The 21346-nt window shown below is 66.0% G+C and carries 22 protein-coding genes; 9 read left to right on the top strand and 13 right to left on the bottom strand.

Features of this window, described 5'->3' with window-relative positions:
- Positions 1-56: 56 nt before the first annotated feature.
- The 4 genes from JQ573_RS11095 to JQ573_RS11080 all read right to left on the bottom strand — a co-directional run bounded on the left by JQ573_RS11095 (position 57) and on the right by JQ573_RS11080 (position 4926).
- Complete coding sequence (locus JQ573_RS11095) at positions 57-1229, bottom strand: M20 aminoacylase family protein (RefSeq protein ID WP_212309959.1); 1173 nt, start codon at positions 1227-1229, stop codon at positions 57-59.
- Positions 1230-1413: 184 nt separating this feature from the next.
- The gene (purB, locus tag JQ573_RS11090) at positions 1414-2721 is read right to left on the bottom strand and encodes an adenylosuccinate lyase (RefSeq protein ID WP_212309958.1); all 1308 of its coding nucleotides are present in this window, start codon (positions 2719-2721) and stop codon (positions 1414-1416) included.
- Between the two features lie 164 nt (positions 2722-2885).
- Positions 2886-3554 (bottom strand): response regulator transcription factor, encoded by a 669-nt coding sequence (locus JQ573_RS11085; RefSeq protein WP_212309957.1) that lies wholly within the window; start codon positions 3552-3554, stop codon positions 2886-2888.
- A gap of 1 nt (position 3555) precedes the next feature.
- Complete coding sequence (locus JQ573_RS11080) at positions 3556-4926, bottom strand: sensor histidine kinase (RefSeq protein WP_212309956.1); 1371 nt, start codon at positions 4924-4926, stop codon at positions 3556-3558.
- A 220-nt stretch (positions 4927-5146) separates the two neighbouring features.
- Between JQ573_RS11080 and JQ573_RS11075 the strand changes: the two genes are divergently transcribed.
- From JQ573_RS11075 to JQ573_RS11050, 7 genes are all read left to right on the top strand, one after another.
- Complete coding sequence (locus JQ573_RS11075) at positions 5147-5914, top strand: MotA/TolQ/ExbB proton channel family protein (RefSeq protein ID WP_212309955.1); 768 nt, start codon at positions 5147-5149, stop codon at positions 5912-5914.
- A complete protein-coding gene (locus JQ573_RS11070; protein ID WP_212309954.1) occupies positions 5911-6600 on the top strand; it encodes a hypothetical protein in 690 nt (229 codons plus the stop codon). Before JQ573_RS11075 ends, JQ573_RS11070 begins: the two co-directional genes overlap by 4 nt.
- Entirely contained in the window at positions 6593-7201 is a 609-nt protein-coding gene (locus tag JQ573_RS11065) for a hypothetical protein (protein ID WP_212309953.1), read from the top strand. The genes JQ573_RS11070 and JQ573_RS11065 overlap by 8 nt, the downstream gene beginning before the upstream one ends.
- A 627-nt stretch (positions 7202-7828) precedes the next feature.
- Positions 7829-7963 carry a hypothetical protein gene (locus JQ573_RS40605; protein ID WP_256375171.1) on the top strand — a complete coding sequence of 45 codons (135 nt, stop codon included), beginning with the start codon at positions 7829-7831 and terminating at the stop codon, positions 7961-7963.
- Positions 7960-8553: a TetR family transcriptional regulator gene (locus tag JQ573_RS11060; RefSeq protein ID WP_212309952.1), complete on the top strand. Its 594-nt coding sequence runs from the start codon at positions 7960-7962 to the stop codon at positions 8551-8553. The genes JQ573_RS40605 and JQ573_RS11060 overlap by 4 nt, the downstream gene beginning before the upstream one ends.
- A gap of 107 nt (positions 8554-8660) precedes the next feature.
- Positions 8661-9401, top strand: coding sequence for a metallophosphoesterase (locus JQ573_RS11055; protein ID WP_212309951.1), 741 nt, complete (start codon positions 8661-8663; stop codon positions 9399-9401).
- Between the two features lie 5 nt (positions 9402-9406).
- Complete coding sequence (locus JQ573_RS11050; RefSeq protein WP_212309950.1) at positions 9407-10876, top strand: bifunctional serine/threonine-protein kinase/universal stress protein; 1470 nt, start codon at positions 9407-9409, stop codon at positions 10874-10876.
- Here the strand turns inward: JQ573_RS11050 and rpe are convergent, their stop codons facing one another.
- Complete coding sequence (gene rpe, locus JQ573_RS11045) at positions 10877-11578, bottom strand: ribulose-phosphate 3-epimerase (RefSeq protein WP_212309949.1); 702 nt, start codon at positions 11576-11578, stop codon at positions 10877-10879.
- A 251-nt stretch (positions 11579-11829) separates the two neighbouring features.
- On the opposite strand from rpe, the gene JQ573_RS11040 reads away from it, so the two are divergent.
- The gene (locus tag JQ573_RS11040) at positions 11830-12657 is read left to right on the top strand and encodes an EF-hand domain-containing protein (protein ID WP_212309948.1); all 828 of its coding nucleotides are present in this window, start codon (positions 11830-11832) and stop codon (positions 12655-12657) included.
- On the opposite strand, the gene JQ573_RS11035 is transcribed toward JQ573_RS11040, so the two are convergent.
- The 7 genes from JQ573_RS11035 to JQ573_RS11005 all read right to left on the bottom strand — a co-directional run bounded on the left by JQ573_RS11035 (position 12654) and on the right by JQ573_RS11005 (position 20095).
- Positions 12654-13649 (bottom strand): P1 family peptidase, encoded by a 996-nt coding sequence (locus JQ573_RS11035; RefSeq protein ID WP_212309947.1) that lies wholly within the window; start codon positions 13647-13649, stop codon positions 12654-12656. The two genes, JQ573_RS11040 and JQ573_RS11035, sit on opposite strands and share 4 nt — an antisense overlap.
- Positions 13650-13845: 196 nt before the next feature.
- A complete protein-coding gene (locus JQ573_RS11030) occupies positions 13846-14964 on the bottom strand; it encodes a branched-chain amino acid ABC transporter substrate-binding protein (RefSeq protein ID WP_212309946.1) in 1119 nt (372 codons plus the stop codon).
- Positions 14965-15129: 165 nt separating this feature from the next.
- A complete protein-coding gene (locus JQ573_RS11025; protein WP_212309945.1) occupies positions 15130-15879 on the bottom strand; it encodes an ABC transporter ATP-binding protein in 750 nt (249 codons plus the stop codon).
- Positions 15876-16709, bottom strand: coding sequence for an ABC transporter ATP-binding protein (locus JQ573_RS11020; RefSeq protein ID WP_176530346.1), 834 nt, complete (start codon positions 16707-16709; stop codon positions 15876-15878). Before JQ573_RS11020 ends, JQ573_RS11025 begins: the two co-directional genes overlap by 4 nt.
- Positions 16706-18031: a high-affinity branched-chain amino acid ABC transporter permease LivM gene (livM, locus tag JQ573_RS11015; RefSeq protein WP_312011457.1), complete on the bottom strand. Its 1326-nt coding sequence runs from the start codon at positions 18029-18031 to the stop codon at positions 16706-16708. Before livM ends, JQ573_RS11020 begins: the two co-directional genes overlap by 4 nt.
- 10 nt (positions 18032-18041) lie before the next feature.
- Entirely contained in the window at positions 18042-18959 is a 918-nt protein-coding gene (locus JQ573_RS11010) for an ABC transporter permease subunit (RefSeq protein WP_176530347.1), read from the bottom strand.
- Between the two features lie 377 nt (positions 18960-19336).
- Positions 19337-20095 carry a hypothetical protein gene (locus tag JQ573_RS11005; RefSeq protein ID WP_212309944.1) on the bottom strand — a complete coding sequence of 253 codons (759 nt, stop codon included), beginning with the start codon at positions 20093-20095 and terminating at the stop codon, positions 19337-19339.
- A gap of 185 nt (positions 20096-20280) precedes the next feature.
- Between JQ573_RS11005 and JQ573_RS11000 the strand changes: the two genes are divergently transcribed.
- A complete protein-coding gene (locus JQ573_RS11000; RefSeq protein WP_212309943.1) occupies positions 20281-20808 on the top strand; it encodes a hypothetical protein in 528 nt (175 codons plus the stop codon).
- On the opposite strand, the gene JQ573_RS10995 is transcribed toward JQ573_RS11000, so the two are convergent.
- Positions 20788-21180 carry a carboxymuconolactone decarboxylase family protein gene (locus JQ573_RS10995; protein WP_173637433.1) on the bottom strand — a complete coding sequence of 131 codons (393 nt, stop codon included), beginning with the start codon at positions 21178-21180 and terminating at the stop codon, positions 20788-20790. The two genes, JQ573_RS11000 and JQ573_RS10995, sit on opposite strands and share 21 nt — an antisense overlap.
- Positions 21181-21346 lie beyond the last annotated feature (166 nt).

Genomic DNA, 21346 nt, shown 5'->3' with positions numbered 1-21346 from the left:
CGGCCGCGACAGATCGCGGCCGGGCCGTTCGCCATTCGTCAATGACGCAAGCGGAGCTAGCCCGCCGGCATCTGCTTCTCGACCAGCCGCACCCAGTAGGACGCGCCGTGGCCGAGGATGTTGTCGTTGAACTTGTAGGCCGGGTGGTGGCACATCGGGCCGTCGCCCATGCCGAGGAACACGAACGCGCCGGGGCGCGCTTCCAGCATGAACGCGAAATCCTCGGCGCCCATCACCGGCACTAGATTGTCGTTGACGCGGTCGGCGCCGGCCACATCGCGGGCGACCTCGGCGGCGATGCCGGCCTCGCGCGCATGGTTCAGCGTCACCGGATACATGCGCCCATAGTCGGTCTCTGCCGATCCGCCATAGGCCTTGGCGATGTTGGAGGCGACCTCGCCGATCCGGCGCTCGACCAGATCGCGAACGCCGGGATCCAGCGTGCGCACGGTGCCGCCGAGCGTGACGGTCTCCGGGATCACGTTGAACGCGGCGCCGGCCTCGAACATGGTGATCGAGATGACCGCCGATTTCAGCGGATCGACATTGCGCGACACGATCGATTGCAGCGCATTGATGATCTGGGCGCCGATCAGCACGCTGTCGACCGCCTCGTGCGGGGCAGCGCCGGCATGGCCGCCCTTGCCGCGGACGACGATCTTCAAGGTGTCCGACGAGGCCAGCATCGGGCCCGGCGTGGTCGCGAAAAAGCCCTCGGGCAGGCCGGGCATGTTGTGCAGGCCATAGACCTCCTGGATGCCCCAGCGGGTCATCAAGCCGTCGTCGACCATCGCCTTGCCGCCGGCGCCGCCTTCCTCGGCGGGCTGGAAGATCACGACCGCGGTGCCGTCGAAATTGCGGGTCTCGGTGAGGTATTTCGCAGCGCCCAGCAGCATCGCGGTGTGGCCGTCATGGCCGCAGGCGTGCATCTTGCCGGGGATCTTCGAGGCGTAGGCGACGCCCGAGGCCTCGGCGATCGGCAGCGCGTCCATGTCGGCGCGCAGCCCGATGGTCTTGCCTGATCCGGACTTGCGGCCGCGGATCACGCCGACCACACCGGTGCGCCCGATCCCCGTCACCACCTCGTCGCAGCCGAACTCGCGCAACTTGTCGGCGACGATGCCGGCGGTGCGGTGGACCTCGTAGAGCAGTTCGGGGTTCTCGTGGAAGTCATGGCGCCAGGCGGCCATTTCATCCGAGAGGGCGGCAACGCGATTGACGATGGGCATAGGGAGCGTCCGTTTCTTGTGAGCTTTGTAGGGCGGGCAGCGTAGCCTAACCCGCCGACTTGTCACGCGGGAATGGCACCGAATCCGCAGCCCGTAGCCCGGATGGAGCGCAGCGCAATCCGGGGTCTGCATCCGCGGCAAGACTCCCGGATTTCGCTTGCGCTCCATCCGGGCTACAGAATGTTCACGCTTCCCCGAACACCCGCTGGAAGATCGCGTCGACATGCTTGAGGTGATAGCCGAGGTCGAACTTTTCCTCGATCTCGGCATCCGTCAGGTATTTCTTCACGTCCGCGTCCTGCTTCAGCAGCGTCTGGAAGTCGCCTTCGCCGCGCCAGACCGGCATCGCGTTGCGCTGCACGAACTTGTAGGCGTCCTCACGGCTGGCGCCCTTCTGGGTCAGCGCGATCAGCACGCGCTGCGAATGCACCAGGCCACCGAGCCGGTCGAGGTTCTTCTGCATGTTCTGCGGATAGACCAGCAGCTTCTCGATCAGGCCGGCGAGCCGGACCAGCGCGAAGTCGAGCGTGACGGTGGCGTCGGGGGCCATCATGCGCTCGGCCGAGGAGTGCGAGATGTCGCGCTCGTGCCACAGCACGACGTTTTCCAGCGCCGGCGTCACATAGGCGCGCACCATGCGCGCCAGGCCGGAGAGGTTCTCCGACAGCACCGGATTGCGCTTGTGCGGCATCGACGACGAGCCCTTCTGGCCCTCGGAGAAGAACTCCTCGGCTTCCAGCACCTCGGTGCGCTGCAAATGGCGCACCTCGACCGCGAGCCGCTCGACCGAGGCGGCGATCACGCCGAGGGTGGCAAAATACATCGCGTGGCGGTCGCGCGGGATCACCTGCGTCGAGACCGGCTCCGGCCGCAGGCCCATCGCCTTCGCGACGTGCTCTTCGACCCGCGGGTCGATCTGGGCGAAGGTGCCGACCGCGCCCGAGATCGCGCAGGTCGAGATCTCGTCGCGCGCCGCGACCAGGCGGGCGCGGGCGCGTGCGAACTCGGCATGGGCATAGGCGAGCTTGAGGCCGAACGTGACCGGCTCGGCATGGATGCCGTGGGAGCGGCCGATGGTCGGCGTCATCTTGTGCTCGAAGGCACGCGTCTTCAGCGCCGCCAGCACCCGGTCGAGATCGGCGATCAAGAGGTCGGCGGCACGCTTGAGCTGGACGTTGAGGCAGGTGTCGAGCACGTCGGAGGAGGTCATGCCCTGGTGCACGAAGCGCGCCTCGGGGCCGACGATCTCGGCGAGATGGGTCAGGAAGGCGATGACGTCGTGCTTGGTCTCACGCTCGATCTCGTCGATCCGCGCGACGTCGAAGGTGGCATCCTTGCCCTTGGCCCAGATCGTCTTGGCGGCTTCCTTGGGGATCACGCCGAGCTCGGCGAGCGCGTCGGCGGCATGCGCCTCGATCTCGAACCAGATCTTGAAACGCGTCTGAGGCTCCCAGATGGAAGCCATTTCCGGGCGGGTGTAACGGGGGATCATCGAGGGCTCCGAATCGAGCGGGGCGTGGCCGCTCACAAGGAATATAGTGCGGAAATCCGGCCAAAATAGCCGGCGTGGTGGCCGTAGCCCGGATGAGCGCAGCGATATCCGGGGCCTCGCGGCCGCTCCCGGGTGTCGTTGCGCTCACCCGGGCTACAAAGCGGCTACAAATTCGCCAGCCCGCATTCGACGGCCAGGCGGACCAGCTGGGCGTCGGTCCGCATGCCGGTCTTGGCCTTGATCAGATAGTGGTAGTTCTGCACGGTCTTGGTGCTGAGGTTGAGGTTTTCAGCGATCTGCTCCTTGGTGTGGCCTGCCGCGAACTGCCGGAGGATCTCGATCTCCCGCTCGCCGAGCTGGTCGAGGGCCGATTTGGACGGCACCAGGCTCTCCAGCGCGAGCACCCGGGCGACGTCGTCGCTCATCGCATGCTCGCCGCGCGCCACCTGGCGGATCGCCGCGATCAGCTCGGCCGGCTCGCTGCCCTTGGTGACGAAGCCGCTGGCGCCGGCGCCGAACGCCGCCTTCACCTGCGCGGCCTCGCTGTGCATGCTGAAGACCAGGATGCGGGCGTCGGCATCGCGCGCGCGGATGTTGCGGATCGCTTCCAGTCCGCTCGCGCCGGGCATCGAGATGTCCATCACCACTACATCGGGCTGGTGCGACTTGAAGGCGCGGTAGGCATTGGCGGCGTTGTCTGCCTCGGCAACCACGCGGAAATCGTCCTGATGCTCGAGCACGCGCCGATAACCCTGGCGGACGACGGGATGATCGTCGACCAGCAGGATCGAGATGCCCCGAGTCTTTACAGTTGTCGTCGACACGGTCGTCATCTCAGGCAGCAAGAGGAATCGTGGCGGCGACCGAGAGGCCGCGGCGGGCAGTCGCGATCGACAGCGAGCCACCGAGCGCGGCCACGCGCTCGCTCACGCCGGTGAGGCCGAAGCCCGCCGACTGCGCCACCTTGGCGGCATCGCCGCCGCCGTCGTCCTCGACCCGCACCAAGAGCGCGTTCTCGGCTCCGGTGCGCCGCTCGATCCGCAGCACGATCTCGCGCGCAGCGCTGTGGCGCAGCGCATTGGTCAGGCACTCCTGCGCGATGCGATAGGCAGTCGCGGCGACCGTGCCGCTGATGTCGGCCAGATCGCCCTGCAAATCGAGCTGGATCATCGGCTGCGTCGAGCGCGATCGCCAGCTGTCGACGAGATCGACCAGGCTTGCCTCGAGCCCGAGCTCCTCGGCCGGCGGATGGCGCAGGCGGTTCAGCGTATCGCGCAGGCAGGCGATGATGCGGCGCGTCGCCTGCGAGATCATCCGTGCATCCTGCGCAATTTCGGTACCGGCGGCGTATTTGTCCCCGGCGCTTGCCTCGATCGTGGTGGCGAAGGCCAGGATCGCGGTGAGATTCTGGCCGAACTCGTCGTGCAGCTCGCGCGCCAGCGCGCGGCGTTCGTCGCTGCGGATTTCGAGCAGCCGCCGCGTCAGCATCGTGCGTTCCTCCTCGGCCTGCGCGAGGCGGTCGCCGAGATCGCCGACGGCGCGTCCGATCATCGCGAGATCCATCGAGCGGACGCGCGGCAGCGGCGTGCGGTACTCGCCCTCGGCCATGCGCCGCAGCGCCGACACGATGGAGTGGGCGGGCGCCAGCGTGTGCGCGATCGCGAGCGAGGCGAGCAGCGCGATGGCGAGCGCCATCAGCAGCGCGACGTGGATGTTGTCCAGGATGTGCTGCCAGGCGAGCGCGATCGCTGCGTCCGGATCGGAGACGGCGCGGACGGTTCCGGCGGTGGCAGTGCGGGCGCTGATCGGCCGCTCGACGGTCGCGTGACCGCCGAGCACGGTCTGCACGGTTGCCGCGAACCAGCGCGGCGGCGCCTTGCCGATCCCCTTGCTCTGGCCGCACAGCGGCTTCTCGAAGGCGCCGGCCGGTTCGAACTGCACGCAGATCCCCGGCGCGATCAGCCCCATGGTTTCGATGGTGCGCCAGTCCGGCGCCGGCAGCAATTGCTCGCGCATCCGGCTGCTGCGCAGCAGCAATTCGCGCCAGTACAATGCTTCAAGCGCCTGCGAGACCCGCTCGGCGGACGCCGACGTGGCGCGATCGACGCTGCGATAGGCATCGATGGTGGCCCAGAAGGTGGCCGCGGCCAGGCACAGCGCGACGATGACGAGCAGGCGGGCGACCAGTTGAAGCACGAGGCGCATGCGACACTCCACGGCCGGAGCACGATCCAGAAACAGGGGCGAAGCGTAACAGCAACCCCGTTCCCGGCAAGTGTAAGCATGCGCAACGATGCAGGTCGGGAAATTTGCCCGACGAAGCTTGGGCAGATGTCTTTGGACGGCGCCCACAGGCTCTGCTCTAACGGGAGGTGAGGCCGTCGCGGAGCCTCATGGAACAATCGTCACAGGGAGCTCATGCAGCATGAATGCCAAGGTCGGCGCCGCCGCCGCATCGGCCGGCACGGATGCGGCGGAGCGCAGCGTCCTGCTGCTCTGGATGATCTTCACCGGCCTTTCGGTGTTCGCCGCCTTCCTGCTGTGGCGCTACGGGCTGATCCGTCTCATGGTCAGTTCCGACCGCACCTACATTTCCAGCGTCATCGCCGTGCTCTACATCGTCACCTGCATCCATTGCTTCTGGCGGACACGGGCGATTGCGCGGGAAGGCGAGGTCGCGCGCGGCTGCCGCGCCATCCTCGCCGCGCCCGATGGCGCCAAGGTGCTGGCGTCGGACGCACGCGGCCTGCCCGGCGGCCTCGTCACCGATCACATCAAGAGCCTGGTGCAGAAGGCCGATGCGCAAGCCAAGGGCCGCATCGACCAGACCCTGCTACTGCGGACGCTGGCCGATCGCCTGCGAGGGTCGAACGGCTTTGGAGCCTTCGTGTCCGACACGCTGATGAAGCTCGGCCTGCTCGGCACCATCATCGGCTTCATCATCATGCTGGCGCCGATCGCCTCCCTCGATGCCGCCGACAAGGTCGCGATGAAATCGTCGATGGGCCTGATGAGCGACGGCATGGCGGTCGCGATGTACACGACGCTGGCCGGGCTGATCGGCTCGATCCTGGTCCGGATCCAGTATTACATGCTGGATTCCGCGACCCAGCGGGTGTTCTCCGATGCGGTCGTGCTGACCGAGACGCACGTCACCCCGGCGCTGGAACGTCGCCTCGGATCGCCGCCATGATGGACGAGTTCGGGCTCTATCCGCGCGAGGAAACATTCGATCCCCTTGGTGTCATGCTGTTCAAGGCGCTGCAGGTGATCGCTTTCCTGTTTTTCCTGGCGCTGCTTTCGGTGTCGCCGGACTCTAAGGAAGGCAAGATCGACTCCAAGGCGGAGTTCATCATCACGATGGACTGGCCGGACAACCACCCTGATGATCTCGACCTGTTCGTGCAGGACCCGGCCGGCAACATCGCCTGGTACCGCCATCGCGAGGCAGGCTTCCTGACGCTCGATCGCGACGATCGCGGTGGCGCCAACGACTTCATCGTGGTCAACGGCAAGAAGATCGCGTCCCCGATCCGCGAGGAGATCGTCACCTTGCGCGGCGTCGTCGCCGGCGAATACACCGTCAACGTCTCGCATTTCCAGGCGACGACCGGCGAGCCGGTGCAGGCCAATGTGAAGGTGCAGAAGCTCAATCCAACCGCACAGGTGATCTTCGACGACAAGCTGACCGTCGATCATACCGGCGACGAGAAGACTGCGGTCAGGTTTCGTCTCGATGCCGAGGGCAAGGTGATCAACGTCGACCGGCGGCCGAAATCGCTGCTGGAAACCTTCCGCAGCAGTTGGCGCAATGGCGCCGACCTCGATCCGAACACCGGCGTCCCGAAATCCGGCGTGAGGGTGCTCCGCAATGATTAGCCTGCAGTCAGTGATCCTCACGCTCGCGGTGGCCTACGCGATGGTCGGTGCGCTGCTGCTGATCGTGCTGGTCTATGCGCGGCTGCACTGGTCGCTGAAGGCTGTCGTCATCGTCGTCACCAGCGCGTTCTATTTCGTCAGCTTCGGTGGGATGCGCGGCCTGCTTGGCTGGGCCACCGCGGAGAAGCTGCCGTCGAATTTCAAGCTGCTCTCGACGCGGATCGTGGAGCCGCATTCGCTGGAGGGCGATCCGGGCTCGATCTATCTCTGGGTTGAGGAGCTTGATGAAGACAACCGGCCGAGCGCCGTGCCGCGCGCCTTCCGGATTCCCTACAGCGATGCGCTGGCCGAGCAGACCCACACCGCTGACAACGAGATCAAGGCCGGGCATCCGCAGGGCGGACGGGCAGCCGATTTCGGCGGCGGCGACGGCACCATCATGGATTTCGTCCGGGAGTACATCACGCCGAAGACGGTCCTGGAGACATCAGGCGGCGATTCCACGACCGGGTCCTTCGTGCCGCCGCCGGCGGGCGCGCAAGGGTCGGTCTTCACGCCGCTGCCACCGCCCCGGATGCCGCCCAAGGACGAGCAGCGATAGGGGGCGCCCACCCGGCGAATGGCATAAAAATAGGGATCGCCAATAATCGGTCAGCGGGGTGGACAGTAGTCAACCGGAATTCCTCAATTCCCTGAACCGTGTAGTCTGTGGATAACCGGGGCTAGATTTCATCCCCAAGCCATTTTCCCGGCAAAGGGGCCGCTGCGTGAGGCGGCCCCTTTCGATTCCGGCACCCGGTTCCGGTGCCGTGAGGCGGCCTCAGAGCACCGTCAGGAATGCGATCGCGAGAACCATCAGCCACCCGACGATGACGAGCGAGACCACCGCGCCCGCGGTGATCTTGGCGATCTTCCTTGAAGGTCATCGGCCGGTCCATGGCAGCCTCTCCCAGCGTAACCGTAGGAGACATAGGCACGGACCGTCGGATCCGCCCGGCTGCTCACGGAACGTTGTTGCGCGCCATCCAGGGCCCGGGCCGGCGGCCCCCGATGGGCCCGTCTGGACCGCATAGCTGTCATCTCGCAAAGTTTGTCTGACAGATATTGAAATCTGTCAGCGGGATGGTGTATGTACTCAAGAGCCCAAGGGAGGAGGGCGCCCAGTGGCTGTTCCGGCGTTTCGCCGGGGGAGCCGTACTTAATTTGACTACCTCGAAGGACTACCTCCATGACGATAGAAATCTTTCAATTGACCGCCCAGATTCAACAGTGGCTCAATCTTCGCGTCGCCCGCCATCTGGCAGCCCAGGCTGCCAAGTTCAGCCGCGGGCAGGACAGCGATAACCAGACGGTAAACGCATGAACGAGGCGGTGGTTTTGACACCCGAGCGGATCCTCGAAGCAACCGAGGATGTTTTGAGGCGCTTCGGGCTCGCCAAGGCCACCGTTGTCGACGTTGCCCGTGCGCTGGATGTCAGCCACGGCAGCGTCTACCGCCATTTCCCCAGCAAAGCCTCGCTCCGCGATGCGGTCGCCAAACGCTGGCTCGACCGCGCCAACGAGCCGCTGTGCAAGCTCGCGGCAAGCGATGGCCCTGCGCCGGAGCGGCTGGAGAAATGGCTGCGCACCGCCTTCACGATCAAGCAGAAGAAGGTCTGCGACGATCCCGAGATGTTCGCGACTTACCTCGCGCTCGCGCAAGACGCGCGTGAGGTGGTGGAAGCCTACAAGGACAAGCAGGTCGATCTGATCGCGAAAATCCTGGCCGACGGTGTCGCGCAGGGCGTGTTCGAGGTCGACAATGTGAAGGCGACCGCGCGGGCCGTGTTCGACGCAACCGTCCGCTACCACCACCCGGCGCATGCCGAGGAGTGGGCCAAGCCGGAATGCCCGTCGCGGATCGACGCCCTGATCGCCCTGCTGCTGCGGGGCGTGCGGGCGTGCAAGCCCTAGCCGACCTTTCTTCCAACAGCCTCTGACCACCTGATGCCTTTGGCCCGATTGCGAGCCCGGGGCCGCCTGTGCTTGATATCGGGCAGGGATCAGCAGCGCGGACCTCGATGCGGCTTGCACTCTTTGCCGATATTCATGCCAACCGGCAGGCCTTCGCCGCCTGCCTCGACGCTGCGCGTGCGCGCGGCGCCGAGCGACTGATCTGCCTCGGTGATATCGTCGGTTACGGCGCCGATCCCGAATGGGCCGTCGATACGGTGATGGACCTCGTCGCGAAGGGCGCGATCGCGGTGCGCGGCAATCATGACAATGCGATTGGCGTACCGAACGACAGCATGAATGCCGACGCGCAGGCCGCCATCGACTGGACCCGCGGCCGGCTCAGCGCCGGGCAGAAGCAGTTCCTCGCCGAGCTTCCGATGTCGCGGGAGGAGGACAACCGGCTCTACGTGCATTCCGAGGCGTCAGACCCCGCGAAGTGGCGCTACGTCCGCGACACCGCCGACGCCGCGCGCAGCATGATGGCAACCGAATTGCAGATCACCTTCTGCGGGCACATCCATCGTCCCGGCCTCTACTCGATGTCCTCGACTGCGAAGATGACGAGCTTCGTTCCGACCGCGGGCGTCGCGGTGCAATTGCTGACGGGGCGGCGCTGGCTCGCCGTGCTCGGCTCGGTCGGCCAGCCGCGCGACGGCGATCCCGCGGCATCGTTTGCGATGTTCGACACCATCAGCCGCGAGATCGCCTATCACCGCGTCCCCTACGACGTCGCGACCGCCGCCGCGCGGATCAAGGCCAATGGCCTGCCGCTCTGGCTCGCCGATCGTCTTTCGAGCGGCAGGTAATGCCGATGGCGGCGCTGACGATGCAGCCGGGCGCCGAGATCGATGGCTTCACCATCGGCGAGCGCGTGCATCGCGGCGGCATGGCGACGCTGTGGAGCGTCACCCATCCCGGCATCACCGTGCCGCTGTTGATGAAGGTGCCGCTCACCTCGGAGGGCGAGGATCCGGCCGCGATCGTCAGCTTCGAGATGGAGCAGATGATCCTGCCGCGGCTGTCGGGGCCGCACGTGCCGGCCTGTTTCGGCACCGGCGACTTCGAGCGCCAGGCCTATGTGGTGATGGAGCGCATCCCCGGCCAGACGCTCTACAAGCGGCTCGACGCGCTGCCGTTGCCGTATGAGGAGGTAAGGGTGATCGGCGGCAAGGTCGCGACCGCGCTTGCCAGCCTGCACCGGCAGAACGTCATCCATCACGACATCAAGCCAAGCAGCATCATGTTCCGCGAGCGCGGCGAGGTGGTGCTGATCGATTTCGGTCTCTCGCATCACCAGCATCTGCCCGACCTGTTGCAGGAGGAGTTTCGGCTGCCTTACGGCACCGCGCCCTATATGGCGCCGGAGCGCATGCTCGGCGTGCGCGACGATCCGCGCAGCGATCTCTTCTCGCTTGGCGTGCTGCTGTATTTCTTCACCACCGGGGTCCGTCCGTTCGGCGAGACCGAGACCCTGCGCGGCATGCGCCGGCGGCTGTGGCGCGATCCCACGCCGCCGCGCAAGCTCATGCCCGACTATCCGCCGTGGCTGCAGGAGATCGTCCTGCGCTGTCTGGAGATCGACCCGGCTGCGCGCTATCCGACCGCGGCGCAGCTTGCGTTCGATCTCGGCCATCCCGAGCAGGTGAAGCTGACGGCGCGGGCGCAGCGGCAGAACCGCGATCCGCTCGGCACGGTGTGGCGCCGCCGCTTCAATCTCGGCGCGGCGCCGCCGCAGCCGAAGTCCGATGTCGCAGCGCAGCTCGCATCGAGCCCGATCGTTGCCGTTGCGCTCGATCTCGGCGAGGGGACCGCGATGCTGAACGAGACCATCCGCGTCACCGCCGAGCAGGTGCTGTCGACGTCGCCCTCGGCGCGGCTCGCCTGCGTCAACGTGCTGAAGCTCAATCGCCTGGCGATCGACCGCACCCATGACGAGCAGGGCCAGAACAAGCATGTCGACCGCCTCGTGGCGCTCCAGCATTGGGCGCGGCCGTTCAGGCTCGCGGAGGGGCGGCTGACCGTGCATGTGCTGGAGGCGATCGATCCCGCCGCCGCGATCCTGGAATTCGCCGCGGTCAATCTGGTCGACCACATCATCATCGGCGCGCGGCAGAACTCGGTGCGGCGTGCGCTGCTCGGCAGCGTCTCCGCCAAGGTCGCCGGGGAAGCGCCGTGCACCGTGACCGTGGTGCGGCCGTCGCGGCTGACGCCAGCGACGAATGACGATGAGGCGGCGGTCCCGTCGGCGAATGCCGCGGTCACGCCGCCCACGCTGTTTTGATCAGATCGCTTCGCCGCGCGCTTCGGCGGCCGCATGGCGGATCGCGGCGATGTTGGTCTTGTAGGCCTCGACGGTGCCGCCCTTGAAGACGGCGGATCCCGCGACGAAGGCATTGGCGCCGGCGGCGGCGAGCTGGCCCGCGACATCGGGCGCGACGCCGCCGTCGACCTCGATGTCGATCGGGCGGCCCGCTGTCATCGCCCTGACGTCAGAAATCTTGCCGATCGCCGAGCGGATGAAGGCCTGGCCGCCGAAGCCGGGATTGACCGACATCACGAGCACCAGGTCGATCAGGTCGAGCACATATTCGATCGCGCTCACAGGCGTTGCCGGATTGAGCGAGACGCCGGCCTTCTTGCCGAGCGCGCGGATCGCCTGCAGCGAGCGATGCAAATGCGGGCCGGCTTCGGCATGCACCGTGATGTGGTCGCAGCCCGCCTTGGCGAACGCCTCGAGATAGGGATCGCAGGGCGAGATCATCAGATGGGCGTCGAAGATCTTCTTGGTGTGCGGCCGCATCGCCTTGATGACATCGGGGCCATACGAGATGTTGGGAACAAAGTGTCCGTCCATCACGTCGAGATGGATCCAGTCGGCGCCGGCTTGGTCGACGGCGCGGACCTCCTCGCCGAGCTTTGAGAAATCCGACGCCAGGATCGACGGGGCGATGACGAGGGGACGCGGGGTGAATGACTGAGTCATAGCGCAGTTCCGAAAGGCTTCAGGGGGCGACGGGTGATCCCGCCTAACACGCGGACGCGTGGCGGGCAATGCGAGCGGACCGCTCCTCGGAGCCGGAAAATTCTGCCGCCGGCGGCAGCTCTTGCCGGGTGCGCGGAACCTGCATCGATGCGCCAGGGCCTGGTTTTATTGGGTTTTTGCCATGGCACGCCGCTTGCTGCGCCTTTGCCAAGCGTTTGAGCCGCCATGCGCGGCCTTGTTGGAGTATTGCCATGTTATTTGCCATTGGCGCTGCGTCATCCGCCATCGATCTTTTGAGTTCGCTGATGTCGTCGAAGTCGACGACACAGACCGGCAGCTCCACGCAGGGAAATCAGTCGACCGGGCTGTTCTCGGCCTCGACCGGTACCTCGACATCGACCAGCAGCAGCTCGGCTACCGGTTCGGGCAGCAGCAGCTCCACGCAGATTTCGCCGCTGACCATGAGCGCGCTGCTCGACGCGCAGAGCCAGTCGCAGACCACGGCCTCGACCAGTGCGACCCCGACCAGCCGGTCGGACGCGCTGAAGGACCTGTTCTCGCAGATCGACGCCGACGGCAACGGCCAGATCACCAAAGCGGAATTCGAGAAGGCGCTCGGTGCCGGCGGCACCAACATCGCGCAGGCCGACGACGTGTTCTCCAAGCTCGATGCCAATGGCGACGGCAGCGTCAGCCTCGACGAGATGTCGCAGGCGTTGCAGGGCCACAAGGGCGGCGGCCATCACCATCACCACGCGGCTGGCGGCTCGACTGACGGATCCGGCGCCAGCAGTGGTTCGGGCGGATCGAGCTCCGATCCGCTGATGCAGGCGCTGAACGGCGCGACCTCGACGTCGGTGACCAACAGCGACGGCTCGACCACCACCACCACGACCTATGCCGACGGCTCCAAGGTGTCGATGACGTCGGCGGCGGCGGCTTCCACCACCAGCAGCGCGACCTCGTCCTCTGCGGGCAGCAACGCGACCTCGTCCTACAATTTCATCGAGCAGCTGATCCAGCGCCAGTCGCAGGCGATCTCGGCTCAGGCCTCGTCGTCGCTTTCGGTCAGCGCCTAATCGAATCTGTCGTGCCAGCTCGGCAGCGCGCCGGGGAAGGGCAGGGCGGTGGCTAAATGGACGCCGCGTGCGATCGCGCGCGCCACCGTGTTGGCGGCGACCCCGCCGAGCTTGGTCAGGCCGAACAGTGGATCGACCGGCTTTGCGCCGGTCGCCGCGGCAAACACCACGTCGCCATCGAGCGGGGCGTGCACCGGGTAGATCGCGCGCGCCATGCCGGTCTGCGCGATCATCGCAAGGCGCTTCGCCTGCGGCTTGGTCAGCTGCGCATCGGTCACCACAACGACGAGCGTGGTGTTCTCGGCGGCGGTGGCGTCCGCGCCGCCCTTCAGCCGCAGCTTCAGCATGTCCGGCGTGAACGCGGGCGGCAGGCCGCGACCGCCGAATTCGCCGTCGACCTCGAACGGTGCCGCCCAGAACCACGGGCCGCTGCCGACCGTGACGCTGCCGACCGCGTTGACCACCGCGAGCGCCGCCACCTTGACGCCGTCGTCGGTCACAGCCGACGCCGAGCCGAGGCCGCCCTTGAGGGTGGCGGTGGTCGCGCCCATGCCGGCGCCGACGCTGCCGAGCTCGAAATTGTCGGAGGCGGCGTTCGCCGCCGCATAGCCGAGATCGCGATAGGGCGGAAAGCGTCCCCATGCCTTGTTGCCGCCGTTGAGCAGATCAAAGCAGATCGCGCCCGGCACGATCGGGATCACCGCATCGCGGATGCGAAAGCCGCGGCCGCGCTCGGCGAGCCAGGCCTGCACGCCGCCGGCCGCGTCAAGCCCGAGCGCGGAGCCGCCGGACAGCGTGATGGCGTCGATCGCCTCGACGACATTGTGCGGGGACAGCAGCGCGTCCTCGCGGGTGCCCGGACCGCCGCCGCGGACATCGATCGAGGCCACCGCCGGCCGCTCGAACAGGATCGCGGTGACGCCCGAAGCGATCACGGCGTCGTCAGCGTGGCCGACGCTGACGCCGGCAATATCGGTGAGAAGGTTTTTCACGATCGAGTCCGTCCGCGCCTTGTCCGAGCTTTGGCTGCTCGAACCGGTATATCAGCCGCGGCGGATGCAGCAACCTTTGACCGCGCGTGAGCAGGGACCTGCGGCAGGACGTTGGTAAGACTTGCGGGTATCCGGTCAAAAAAACGCCCCGGCGGACCTGGGCGTTTCGTCTCTCTAACTTGATCAGGCGAGAGGCTCAGGAGCCCTTCGGATTGATCTCGGTGTAGTTGCCCTTGGCGTCCCACTTGTAGACGACGTAGTCGATCGCCTTGATGTCGCCCTTGGCGTCGAAGCCCATCTTGCCGAGCACGGTGTCCCAGTCGCCGGCCTTGATGGTGTCCATCACCTTCTTGGCGTCGGTGCTGCCGGCCTTGGCGACCGCCTGCGTCCAGACCTGCATCGCGGCGTAGGTGTAGAGCGTGTAGCCTTCGGGATCGATGTTCTTGGCCTTGAACTTCTCGACGATCGCCTTCGCGGTCGGCTTGTTGCGCGGATCGGGGCCGAAGGTGAACAGCGTGCCTTCGGCGGCGGGGCCGGTGATCGAGGCGAACTCCTTGTCGTTCATGGCGTCACCCGCCATCAGCACGGTCTGCAGGCCCTGGTCGCGCATCTGGCGCAGGATCAGGCCGGCCTCCTGATGGTAGCCGCCGACATAGACCAGATCGATATTGTCGCGCTTCAGGCGCGAGACGATCGAGTTGAAGTCCTTGTCGCCCTTGTTGTAGGACTCGAACATCTTCTCCTGGAAGCCGGCCTTGTTCAGCGCCTTCTTGGTCTCGTCGGCGAGGCCTTTGCCGTAGGTGGTCTTGTCGTTCAGGATCGCGACGTTCTTGCCCTTGAAGTTCTTCATGATGTAGTCGGCGGCGACCAGGCCCTGCTGGTCGTCACGGCCGCAGACGCGCGCCACGTTCCACAGCTTGCGCTCAGTGAACAGCGGGTTGGTCGAGGCCGGGGTGATCTGCAGCACGTTGGCGTCGGCATAGGCCTCGGAGGCCGGGATCGAGGACGACGAGCAGAAATGGCCGGCCACGAACGGGATCTTCGCGGAGCCGATCTTTTCCGCGATCGAGCGCGCCTGCTTCGGATCGCAGGCATCGTCGTCGGCTTCCAGCGCGAGCTTCTTGCCGAGCACGCCGCCGGCGGCGTTGATGTCGGCGACTGCCTGCTCGGCGCCGTTCTTCATCTGCCGGCCAAAAGCGGATTCGGAGCCCGTCATCGGGCCCGCGACTGCGATGGTGATGTCTTGCGCGAACGCGCTCGCCGATAATGCGAACGACGCGCCCAGTGCCAGGCCGATCAGCTTCAGTGATTTCATGAGACGTCCCTCGTGGTCGTTGCCTCTTGCGGAAGGGCCCGGCACGCCGGGCCCCAAAACCGCCGGCATTCTCGGCTGATTTCGCGGCGAAGTCACCGGCAATTTTCAGGCAAATCGACGCTGCATCAGCCACATCCTGCTGCAAGGGCGGCGCTCAGGGCTGAGCTAGCCGCGGCGGCCGCCTTCCAGATAGGCGGCGCGGATTTCCGGGCGCTGCAGCAATTCGGCGCCGGTTCCGGCCAGCGTGATCAGGCCGTTGACCATGACGTAGCCGCGATGTGCGAGCTTCAGCGCATGGTTGGCGTTCTGCTCGACGATCAGCACGGTGAGGCCATCCTGCCGGTTCAGCGTGCGGATGGCGTCGAAGATCTGGCGCGCGATCAGCGGCGCGAGGCCGAGCGAGGGCTCGTCCAGCATCAACAGGCGCGGCCGGCTCATCAGGGCGCGGCCGATCGCGAGCATCTGCTGCTCGCCGCCCGACAGCGTGCCGCCGCGCTGTGTGACGCGCTCCTTCAGCCGCGGAAACAGCGCGAACACGCGCTCCAGCCCGGCCTCGCGTTCGGCCTCGCTGCATTCGGTGGCGTCGGCGCCCATCTGCAGGTTTTCCGCGACGCTCATGCGCGGAAAGATCCGCCGGCCCTCGGGCGATTGCGCGATGCGCAGCCGCGCGATCTCGTGGGTCGACACGCCGGTGATGTCGTGGCCGTCGAATTCGATGGTGCCGGCGCGGGCGCGCGGCCGGCCGAAGATCGTCATCATCAGCGTCGACTTGCCGGCGCCATTGGCGCCGATCAGGGCGACGATCTCCCCTCGATTGATCGCGATGTCGACGCCCTTCAGCGCCTCGATCTTGCCATACGCCGCACGCACGCCGCGCACCGCGAGCAGGGGTGTGGTTGCCGCTGCCGCGCTCACGTGCCGCTCTCCATCACGGCGATCGCCTCTTCCTCGTCGGCGCCGAGATAGGCGGCGATCACCTTGGGGTCGTCGCGCACCGCCTGCGGCGTGCCTTCGGCGATCTTGACGCCGTAGTCCATGACCACGATGTGATCGGAGATCTCCATCACCACAGACATGTCATGCTCGATCAAGAGGATCGAGGTGCCCTGTTCGTTGCGGATCGACAGCAAGAGCTCGTTGAGGCCGCCGCTCTCGCGCGCGTTCAGCCCCGCCGCGGGCTCGTCGAGACAGAGCAGCGCAGGCTCGGTGCACATCGCGCGCGCGATCTCGAGCCTGCGCTGGTCGCCATAGGGCAAATTGCCGGCGGCATCGTCGGCGCGGTCGAGCAGGCCGACGCGGTTGAGCCAGGTCCGTGCCAGCTCGATGGCGCGCGCTTCGGCCTCGCGCCAGGACGGCAGGCCGAGCAGGCCGAGCAGGGTCAGGCCCGAGGCGCGCATCAGCGCGTTGTGCTGGGCGACCATCAGGTTTTCCAGCGCGGTCATGCCGGGAAACAGCCGGATGTTCTGGAAGGTGCGCGCCACCTTGGCCTGCTTGGAGATGCGGAAATCGTTCAGCCGCTCAAGCTGGATGGTGCGGCCGTCATCATGGGCGAGGCGGATCGCGCCGCCGCTCGGCCGGTAGAAGCCGGTGATGCAGTTGAAGACGGTGGTCTTGCCGGCGCCGTTCGGCCCGATCAGCGCGGTGATCTTGCGCCGCTCGGCCGCAAAGGAGAGCTCGTTGACCGCGACGATGCCTCCGAAGCGCATCATCAGGCGGTCGACGGTGAGGATGTGGTCGCCGCTCATCCGTGGCCCTCCTTGACGAGGTCGGAGGAGATCGCCTGGTTGCGCTCCAGGAACACGGTGGGTGCGCGATGGCCGATCAGTCCGCGCGGCCGCCAGATCATCAACAGCACCATGGCGATGCCGAACACCAGCATGCGGTATTGATCGAGGCCGCGGAACAGTTCGAAGCCGCCGATCATGGCGAGCGCGGCCAGCGCCACGCCAAGCTGCGAGCCCATGCCGCCGAGCACGACGATCGCCAGCACCAGCGCCGATTCCTGGAAGGTGAAGGATTCCGGGCTGATGAAGCCCTGCCGCGTGGCGAAGAACGCGCCGGCCAAGCCACCGAACATCGCACCGGTCGCGAACGCCGTCAGCTTGGTGGTCGTGGTGTTGATGCCGAGCGCGCGGCAGGCGACCTCGTCCTCGCGCAGCGCCTCCCAGGCGCGGCCGATCGGCAGCCGCCGCAGCCGGATCGTCACCCAGTTGGTGAGCAGCGCCATCGCCAGGATCAGATAGAACAGGAAGACGAGGCGGTGGGTCGGCGAGAACTCGATGCCGAGCTTGGCGGCGAGCCCGTCGTCGCCCGGCGTCAGCGGAATGCCGAACATGGTCGGGCGCGGAATCCCCGAGACGCCGTTGGGGCCGCCGGTCAGGCTTTGCCAGTTGATGATGACGAGGCGGATGATCTCGCCGAAGGCGAGCGTCACGATCGCCAGATAATCGCCGCGCAGCCGCAGCACCGGGAAGCCGAGCAGCACGCCCCAGAACGCCGCCAGGATGCCGGCGAGCGGCAGGCAGACCCAGAACGACAATCCGAAATTGGTCGCAAGCAGCGCGTAGGAATAGGCGCCGACCGCATAGAACGCGACATAGCCGAGGTCGAGCAGGCCGGCGAGGCCGACCACGACGTTCAAGCCCCACCCAAGCATCACATAGGTCAGGACCAGGATCGACAGGTCGAGAATGTAGCGCTGGTTGTAGAAGATGACAGGCACGAGGAACGCGAACACCAGGAGCGCAGGCGCCAGCCATCGTCCGGCGAACGATATCGCCGATTGCACCGGCTTCGGCACGATGCTGTCCTTGTCGACCGGTCCCCACCATTGCCGCAGCAGCTCGACAATGATGCTGCCGCCGAACACCGTGCCGACGAGGGCGGCGAGGTCGCCGAACCGCGTCCAGTAGATCAGGCCGCCTTGCGGTCCGGCCTCGGTGCGCACGCCGATCATCAGCGAGAACAGCACCAGCGCGACCAATGCGCTGATCAGGGCTTTCTTGAGGATGAAGGCGCTGCCCGAGGGCTGCGCGGCGGGCGATGGGCGGGCTGAGGTCGCGCTCACGAAGTGCCTGTCAGACTTTTTCGACTTCGGGACGGCCAAGCAGGCCGGTCGGCATGAAGATCAGCACCACGATCAGGATCGAGAACGCGGCGACGTCCTTGTATTCCACCGAGAAATAGGCCGACCAGAACGTCTCGATCAGGCCGATCGCAAGCCCGCCGAGCATCGCGCCCGGCAGCGAGCCGATGCCGCCGAGCACGGCGGCGGTGAACGCCTTGATGCCGGCGACGAAGCCCATGAAGAAATCGACCAGACCGTAATACAACAGGTACATCATGCCGGCGACGGCGGCGAGTGCGGCACCGATCACGAAGGTCATCGAGATGGTGCGGTCGACGTCGACGCCGAGCAGTGCGGCCATGGTCTGGTCCTGCTCGCACGCGCGCATGTCGCGCCCGAGCCGGGTGCGCGACACCAGCCAGGTGAACAGCGCCAGCACCACGATGGTGGCGAGCACGACCATGATCTGGACGTTGGAGAGCTGCACGGCGAAGCCTTGCGCGCCCTCATGCAGCGTGTAGCCGCCGGTGATGATCGGCGGCACCGGCTTGACGCGCGCGCCCTGCGACACCTGCGAGAAGTTGGTCAGCACGAACGACATGCCGATCGCCGACAACATCGGCGCCAGGCGGAACGAATGCCGCAAGGGCCGGTAGGCGATGCGCTCGATGGTCCAGCCATAGAGCGCGGTGATCGCCATCGAGACCAGCAGCACGATCAGAAGGATCAGGGGGATCGCGGTGAGGCCGAGCGACACCAGCACCAAAAACGAGATCAGCGCGATGAAGCCGCCGATCATGAAGATGTCGCCATGGGCGAAGTTGATCATGCCGACGATGCCGTAGACCATCGTGTAGCCGATGGCGATCAGGCCGTAGATCGAACCGAGCACGAGGCCGTTGATCAGTTGCTGGGCGAAATAATCCATGCGCTGCCGTAACTCGAGGGGTGACGCGCCGAGGGCCCCCGGCAGCCTGATCCGTCGCGTCGTGGTATTTTCTAACAGTGGAACCCCGGCGGCGGCAACAGCGTGGCAGCAGCAGAGAGGGCTTGTACATAACTACTTCGGCGGGTGCGGTTCCGATGTCACAGGGTCGACACCTCGTTGCCTCGCAATGATCGCGCCGGAACCCGTGTTGGCCGAGCCACGGCGGCAATCTGAAGCCCGGGGAGCAGCAGGATCCGCGCCGGCAGGGCCAGAAGCCCAATCCGGAGCGCTCATTCCGGGCAATTGAGCAGATGCAACAAGAGGGTCTCGCCGAATGGCGAAGCCCTTTTGTCAGCTCATTTGTTTCTGCTTTCCGCTCAGGCCAATTGATCGGCGAAGCGGCCGCGGAAGGCATATGAACCGAAATGCGTGAGCTCGCTTCGAAGGTCCAGCCAGATTTCGCCGCCGAGATCGATCCAGCGCCGGCAGAAGGCGTAATCTTCGGACAAATACTCGCCGGTCGTCTTGTCGATCATGCATTCGAACAGCGAAACGCGGTCGAGGTCGGCGCGAACCAGGTCGCCGGTGTTCAAGTCGTTACTCTTGTGGTTCGCCCGATATTTGAGTTCAGGATGGGCGTCGCACAGCCTGACGAGGGCGGATCGTTTCATCATCAGGAAGCCGGTTCCGGCATATCGGACCTTGGCGAAGCCGTCGCCGCGAGCCGTGAGCTGGTCGCCCTCCCATGTGACGACATAGTCCAGCGAGGAAGACGCGAGGTTCTTGCGCTTGGCTTCCGCAGCCCGCTGCACCTTTGCCCAATCGATGTGCTTGAGCGGGTAGGCCGCGGCCGCAACATCGGTGCCGCAATCCAGCAGCCGGAACACGGCCTCGGGTTCGAACCCGATATCGGCATCGATGAACAGCAGATGGCTGGCGCCGGATACAAGGAACTGGTGGGCCAGTTCGTTCCGGGCGCGCACGATCAGCGATTCGTTTCCGATCAGGTGGAACTGGATGTCGATGCCCCGGGCAGTGGCCGCAGCCTGAAGCTTCAGGGCGGACAGCACATAGGCCATCTTCAGGTCGCCGCCGAAGCAGGGCGTCGCGACGAAAACGCGGGTTCTTTCGGTCATTTTACCCCCTTTATCTCGGCCGGCGCAGGTCCTCCTGGCCGGGGCCGATCGCATCGATCCGGAACCATCGCACCGCGCTTAACCTTAACAAAGGGTTTAAATTGCTGCCGACAATCGATCGGCGTTACCTCGCAGGCTGAACCGTCGCCGATCCCAAAGGCGCCGGAGAGAAGCGGGAAGCGGCAATGTCGAGCAACTGGCGGATCAGCTCCTTCAACGGCGCGCTGCTTGCGGCCTATTTCATTCCGGTCTGGACCATCATCGCCTTCAGCATCATGGTGTCGCCGATCCACGGCCTCTATGAGAGGCCGAGCGTGTCGATCGCGTTCTATGCCAACGACTATCTGCACCTCGGCAAGATGGCGACGGTGCGGCTGGCATGGCTGCTGGCGCTGGCGCGGATCACCGTGGTGGCGTTCTTCGCGGTCTTCCTCGCGATGGCCGCGTTCTCGCCGCTCCGCAAGACCAGCAGCGGCGCGGACGAGGCGCTGGCGGTGGCGCTCTGCCTCGGCAGCGTGCTGAGTTTTGCCAGCATGATGATGGCATCCAAGGTCGGCGAGATCGAAGCGTTGCGGATGCATGCGGCCGAGCTTCTGATGCTGCTCGGCACCGCGATCGTGATGCTGCTCGAGACCTCGCCGAAGCCCGCTACCGAGGCGCCGGCCGCCGAGGCCAGCACACCGGCGAGCGAACTATCCCTTCAGCAGCCCTAGTTCGGCAATGATCGCGCCGGCTTCCTTGACGGCGTGATTGGCGGCGGGCACGCCGCAATAGATCGCCTGCTGCAGCAGGATCTCCTTGATGTCCTCAGGCGTGAAGCCGCCTTCGCTGAGCGCTGCGCGCACATGCAGGCGGAACTCGTCCCACTGGCCGAGCGCGACCATGGTGCCGATCACCAGCACGCGGCGCGTGCGGTGATCGAAATGCGGCCGGGTCCAGATATCGCCCCACGCATAGCGCGTGATCAGGTCCTGGAAGTCGGTGTTGAACGCGTTGCGGTTCTTGATCGACTTGTCGACCCATTCATTGCCAAGCACCTTGCGGCGCTGCGTCATGCCGTCATCGCGGCGCTGATTGTCGTCCATTGATGTCTCCTCCCGTCATTGCGAGCAGCGAAGCAATCCATGGGGCCGCCTATGCGGAAGGATGGATTGCTTCGTCGCTTCGTTTCTCGCAATGATGCTGTTGTGCATTTGGAATCGTAGCCCGGATGGAGCGAAGCGTAATCCGGGGTTCGGCGTTCGTCTCGAT

The sequence above is a fragment of the Bradyrhizobium sp. AUGA SZCCT0105 genome (genome assembly GCF_018129565.1).
Taxonomy (GTDB): domain Bacteria; phylum Pseudomonadota; class Alphaproteobacteria; order Rhizobiales; family Xanthobacteraceae; genus Bradyrhizobium.
The sequence above is the reverse complement of the archived record's forward strand: the minus strand, read 5'-3'. Positions and strand labels throughout refer to the sequence as shown.